Origin of the sequence: Streptomyces sp. KR55 (genome assembly GCF_052245645.1) — a bacterium.
Lineage (GTDB): Bacteria > Actinomycetota > Actinomycetes > Streptomycetales > Streptomycetaceae > Streptomyces > Streptomyces flavusporus.
Window position 1 is genome coordinate 1 of record NZ_JBQQCE010000559.1, and the last position, 5,828, is coordinate 5,828.

Below are 5,828 nucleotides of genomic sequence, written 5' to 3' on the forward strand. Positions count from 1 at the left end.
ACCGCGTGCCGGAGGAGGCCGAGGACCTCGGCGGCGGTGCCGGTGTCGAGGGCGCCGGTGGGCTCGTCGGCGAACACCACGTCGGGGCTGGTGACCAGGGCGCGGGCGATGGCCACGCGCTGCTGCTGGCCGCCGGAGAGCTCGCCGGGCCGGCGCCGCGCCTTGTCGGCGAGCCCGACCTGCGCGAGCACCGCGGCCGCCCGGCGGCGGTCCTGACGCTGCCCGGCGAGGCGCAGGGGCAGCAGGACGTTCTGCTCCACGGTCAGCGACGGCAGCAGGTTGAACGCCTGGAAGACGAAGCCGAGGCGGCTGCGGCGGAGCTCGGTGAGCTTGTTCTCGCTCATACCGGTGATCTCCGTACCGCCGAGGCGCACGGATCCCGCCGACGGCCGGTCGAGCCCGGCGGCGCACTGCAGGAAGGTGGACTTGCCGGACCCGGACGGGCCCATGACCGCGGTGAACGTGCCGCGCGGGAGGGCGAGGTCGACGCCCGCGAGGGCGTGCACGGAGCCCGCGCCGCGGCCGTACTGCCTCCGGACACCGCGCAGTTCGACGGCGAGACCGGGTGTGGTGGCCGGGGCCCCCGGTCGGTCGTCCGCCTTCTGCCGCTTGCCGCTTGCCGCTGCGTAGCCTCATGTCCCGTCTCCCTCATCCGTCCACTTCTGCGACGGGGTGGAGAGTGCGGGGACGGCTGCGCGCCGGGCGTCACACCCGGGAGCCAATGTGGAGGTGCTACCGCGGTAGGGGGCGGAGGAGGGGCAGGCCCTACCCTCCGCCGGGGGCTACCGCCCGGGGCCTGGGGGCGGAGCCCGGCCTGCGCCGGAGGCGGGTCGGCCGGGCTGCCGTCGGCGCGGCGTGCATGGGGCTTCGCCCCGTTGCCGCCCTATGCCAGGGTCCGGGGCGCAGCCCCGGCGAGGGAGCCGCTTTGCTGGGTGGGGGCGCCTGCGCCGTCCGGGGTCGTGGAGCGAGCCGCCCCCAACGAGACCGCGACCCGCCCGACGCGGCTCAGGGTGGCCAGCACCAGGGGCCGCAGGCCCCTCCGCCTCCGATGGCGACGTGCTGAGGGTCCCGGGGCGCAGCCTCGGGGAGGGGCTGTCCTACTCGCCCGGGGCTACCAGCCCCGATTCGTACGCGAAGACCACCGCCTGGGCGCGGTCGCGCAGGTCGAGCTTGGTGAGGACGCGGCTCACGTGCGTCTTCACCGTCTGCTCGGCCAGCACCAGCGTCTCCGCGATCTCCGCGTTGGACCGGCCGCGGGCCACCAGGGTGAGGACCTCGGTTTCGCGTTCCGTCAGGGCCTTGAGCCGCAGCGCGGGCTTGCCTCGGGCGGCGGGACGTTGCCGGGCGAAGTCCGCGATGAGGCGGCGCGTCACGGAGGGGGCGAGCAGCGCGTCGCCCGAGGCCACGATGCGTACCGCCGCGATGAGGTCGGCCGGCGGCGCGTCCTTCAGCAGGAAGCCGCTCGCGCCCGCCCGCAGCGCCTCGTAGACGTAGTCGTCGACGTCGAACGTGGTGAGCATCAGGACGCGCGGCCGGTGCTCCCCCACTGCCTGAAGGGCGTGGGCGGTGCCCCCACCGCCCGGCGGGGGCGCGAGGAGGCGGCGCGCGGCCTCCAGGCCGTCCATCTCGGGCATGCGGACGTCCATCAGCACGACGTCGGGATGGGTGCGCCGGCTCAGCTCGACACCCTGCGCACCGTCGGGGGCCTCGCCCACCACGTCGATGTCGCTCTGGGCGGCCAGCAGCGCGGCGAAGCCGGCCCGCACCATGGCCTGGTCGTCGACGATGATGACGCGCGTCGTCACGTGAGGTCCCTTTCGGTCAGTGGGAGTTGTGCGGCGACCCGGAAGCCGCCGTCCGGCAGCGGCCCCGCGTCGAGGGTGCCGCCGGCGAGCCGCACCCGCTCGCGCATACCGACAAGGCCATGCCCGGTGCCGCCCTCCTCGAGCGGCGCGGCGGGCGGCTCGGGCGGCGGCCCGTTGACGACGAGGACGGTGAGCCGCTCCCCGTCCTCCGACACCGACACCTGCGTCGGAGCACCCGGCGCGTGCCGCACGACGTTCGCGAGGGCCTCCTGGACGATGCGGTACGCGGAAAGGCCCACCGCCTCGGGCACGTCGGCGTCGCAGGGGGTGAACTCCACCGGCACGCCCGCCCTTACCGTCGCCTCCGCCAGCTGCCCGATCCGCGTCAGGCCCGGCTGGGGCGCGAGCTCGCCGGGCGCCTCCTCGTTCCGCAGCACGCCGAGGAGCCGTCGCATCTCGCTGAGCGACTCGCGCGCGGTCGCCGCGATGGACGTGAGCTCCTCCTGCACGTCCGGCGGCAGTTCGTTAAGGCGGTACGCCGCGGTGTCCGCCTGCACCGTGATGACGGACATGTGGTGCGCCACCACGTCGTGCAGCTCGCGCGCGATGCGGGCGCGTTCCTCCAGCAGCGTCCGCCGGTCGCGCTCGGCCTCGCTGATCGTCTCCTGCTCGGCCAGCCTGCGCTGCGCCTCGTATCGCTCGCGGAGCGCACCGGCGAGCACGAGTGCGACGCCGCTGAGAATGGTGAGCAGTGCGCTCCTGCCGCTGAATCCGTTGGGCGTGAAAAACCCAAGGCCGACGTTCGCGCCCGCCGTCGCCAGCCACACCAGCAGCAGCGTCCGGCGCGGCTCGCGCAGGCCGAGGGCGAGGCAGAGGCCGACGTACCCGACAATCTCCATGGGCGGGAACGGCCACATGTGCCGCGCTTCGAGGTCGACGGTGAGCAGGGCGAGCGCCCCGGCCACGTCCGCGGCGAAGATCACGTACCAGGCCTGCAGCGGGCGGACGACTGCGAGCAGCAGCGGTGCCGTCTGCGCAACGGCCAGCGCGGTCGCGATGCCGCCGTTCAGGCCGTAGTCGACGCTGAGCACCTGGATGGTGGTGGGCAGCAGGGCGACGCACAGCACGAACGCCACGCCCCACGGCAGCAGCCGTACCCACCGACGCGACGCCCCTGCGAGCAGCGCGCGCGGGGGTTCCTCCTCCGCTGACGTCATGGGCCCCAGCTTATGTGCGGCGGGACGGCGTCAGGAGACGCGCAACTGTCAGGCGGACTCGGCGGAACCGTAGTCACCGGTTCCGCCGGCGGCGAGGTTCGCCAGGCTGTCCGTGCCGGGCGCGAAGTAACTGCTGTGCCCGGACGCGCGCTGGGCCGTGCGCCCAGGCCGACGGCGCCGCCCACGCCATGCATGTCGTGGGCGGCCTGCTGGCCCTGTTGGCCGCCCAATGAGTACAGCGCGAGATCGCCGGAGACCGTTCCCGCCAGAACCACGAGGACGATCAGAGGCGCCGACGCATACCCTTGTCCGGCAAGCGCGGCGCACGCGATGACCAGGGAACCGTTCGGCAGCAGAGGAGCCGCGGTGGCGAGGAAGAGGAGCAGGTAGCCCCAACTGGGCACATGCTCGGCCGCTGCCAGCAATTCGGGTGTCTCCATCGCCGTTGTCCCCCTGTGTTCTTGAGGCGCGGCCATGATCAGCCTCTGTTCTCCACTCTGCGGGCCAGAAGAGAGACTGACCATGGGGCGTCCCCGATGCCGGTGGTGCGGTACTCCGCACCGACCCGTCGTCGTCAACGACCGGGCGCCCCCTACCCACCTGCTCCATCCGCGGGCAGGAGAGAACCGCAGGGCGTGGAATGCCGTTGGGAAGCCGTTCGCCGTCCCGGACGGATGAGCAGGGCCAGGACGAGTGCGACAACACAGCACACTCCGATGAGCACGAACACCTGTGTATAAGCACCTTGCGTACTGGGGTGCGCCGGCGTATGGCCACCATCGGCAACTCCGCGGACAAGCCGCCGAGGAACGCTTCAACGCGACCTTTTACGCCTGCTGGCCGAATCCGGAGCAGCGCCGACTCATCGGATGTCGGCGCGCAGCGGTTCTCCCACTTCGTGCATGTGCCGTAGGGCCTGACGGTAGGAGTCGATGAGGCCGGTCTCCGCGTAGGGGATACCGAGGTCGCGGCAGTGGGCCTTCACCATGGACTGGGCGAGCCTCAAGTGGGGGCGGGGCATGCTGGGGAACAGGTGGTGCTCAATCTGGTAGTTGAGGCCGCCGAGGAACCAGTCGGTGAGGACGCTGCCCCTGATATTGCGGGACGTGAGGACCTGGCGTCGCAGGTGTCCCCACTTTTCGCCGTCAGGGTCGGGCATGTCCATCCCCTTGTGGTTGGGCGCGAAGGCCATGCCCAGGTGCAGCCCGAACAGGGCTTGATGGAGCGCGGCGAAGACGAGTGCGTGCGCGAGCGGCATGGTCGTCAGGAGCAGGGTGACGTACCCGGCGATGTGGGCGATAAGGAGCGCGCCCTCCACCAGGCGCTCGCGGCCGGTCTGGCGGCGCAGGTCCTGGAAGCCGTAGAGCTTCAGGGCGAGGCCTTCGAGGAGGGTGAGGGGGAAGAAGAGCCATGCCTGGTGGCGGGTGAGCCAGCCGCGGAAGCCCGTGCGGGTGGCGGCCTGCTTGCTGGTGAAGACGAGGACGTCGGCGGCGACGTCAGGGTCCTTGTCGATGTGATTGGGGTTGGCGTGATGGCGGTTGTGCTTGTCGTTCCACCACGCGTAGCTCATGCCGAGCAGCAGGTTGCCGTGGATGAGCCCGATGCGGCGGTTCGTGACGCGGTTGCCGCTGATCTGGGCATGGCCCGCGTCGTGGCCGATGAACGCCGTGCGAGCACACAGGACGGCGAGGACGGGGGCGAGAGCGAGTACCCACCACGAATCGCCGATGAGTGCCATGCCAGTGACGACGGCGGCCAAGCTGAGCGCGTTGGTCACTATGGTGCGTGCGTACCAGCCGGTGCGCCGATCGAGTAGCTCCTGTCCCTTGACGTCGCGCAGCAGGGGCGTGAACTCGCTGCCCGTGTCCGGTGGGGATTGCCTCGCGGTGGCCTTCTCGGGGTGTGGCAGAGCGGTTTCGCCGGCCAAGGACATGGTTGTACTCCGGTGTTCGGTGGATGGTGTTGATGCGGCGCGTGGCTCGTCAGCCCGGCCTAAAGAACGTACGGATCCAGGGTGTTGGTGGGCCATGGAGCCATCACCCGGCCGATCCGGGGGGGATCCTTCACGCTGAAGGGGGGTATCCGCACGCGGCGCGGCGCAGGGTGTCGTGGTGCACGGTTTTGTTTGGCTCTCCGAGGTGCTTCGTGCCATCGGTGACGAAGCGGCGGGACGTGCCGGCCGCGGCCTGTGAACGGAGCGCCGGGCCAGCTGCCCACCGGCGGGTCGTCGTGCGGAGGCGAGTGTCCGTGCGGCGGCCCGGACCGCGGTGATACGGCGGTGCGTATACATCGCTCACGCCGCCAGCGCGAAGTAGGCGAAGCCCGCCGCCAGCACGCCCGCCGCCGCGCGGCGGGTCGTGCCGGTGCGGTCCCACGGGGTCTCCAGGGGCTGGGCGAACTTCGCGATCGCCACGAGCAGCCCCGCGAAGAGCGGCATCCAGGCCATCCGCGCCAGGATCCATCCGGCCGTGTCCGGCGCGGTGGTCAGGCCGGGGATCTCGCCGAAGTACGAGGCGGGGACCGCGGCGGCGAGCATCGCCGTCTGGTGCCAGCACAGGATCGTCATCGCCGACAGGTTGATGATCACCACCGGGGTCCACAGGGCGGGGCGCCGGAGCAGCCGGGCCAGCCGGTCGCGCAGCAGGATCGCCGCACCGGACTGGGCGGCCGCGAGCGCCAGGACCAGCAGGGACGGCGGGTGGGAGTTGGTCCGGGACGCGCCGGGCACGCCCACCATCGACGCCGGGTAGTGGAAGGCGAGCAGCAGGGTGGCGAACAGGGCCGCGCCGCCCGAGAACAGCAGCCA

The 5,828-nt window shown here is 72.0% G+C and carries 3 protein-coding genes and 2 pseudogenes; all 5 read right to left on the reverse strand.

Annotated elements, in window-relative coordinates; genetic code table 11:
* Window positions 1-636, reverse strand: a pseudogene (locus tag ACTWQJ_RS45190) (ABC transporter ATP-binding protein); the annotation flags it as partial.
* 461 nt (window positions 637-1,097) lie between these two features.
* Window positions 1,098-1,805 (reverse strand): response regulator, encoded by a 708-nt coding sequence (locus ACTWQJ_RS45195; protein WP_443312202.1) that lies wholly within the window; start codon window positions 1,803-1,805, stop codon window positions 1,098-1,100.
* On the reverse strand, window positions 1,802-3,022 hold the full coding sequence (locus tag ACTWQJ_RS45200; protein ID WP_443312203.1) for a sensor histidine kinase: 1,221 nt from the start codon (window positions 3,020-3,022) through the stop codon (window positions 1,802-1,804). Before ACTWQJ_RS45200 ends, ACTWQJ_RS45195 begins: the two co-directional genes overlap by 4 nt.
* An 862-nt stretch (window positions 3,023-3,884) precedes the next feature.
* Window positions 3,885-4,955, reverse strand: a complete 1,071-nt coding sequence (locus tag ACTWQJ_RS45205) for a fatty acid desaturase family protein (RefSeq protein WP_443312204.1) — start codon at window positions 4,953-4,955, stop codon at window positions 3,885-3,887.
* Between the two features lie 360 nt (window positions 4,956-5,315).
* Window positions 5,316-5,828: pseudogene (locus ACTWQJ_RS45210) on the reverse strand (acyltransferase family protein); the annotation flags it as partial.

Bases quoted from the DNA above. Each gene is read 5' to 3' on its own strand.
- ACTWQJ_RS45205 (WP_443312204.1), bottom strand. From the start codon at position 4,955: ATGTCCTTGGCCGGCGAAACCGCTCTGCCACACCCCGAGAAGGCCACC.
- ACTWQJ_RS45200 (WP_443312203.1), bottom strand. From the start codon at position 3,022: ATGACGTCAGCGGAGGAGGAACCCCCGCGCGCGCTGCTCGCAGGGGCG.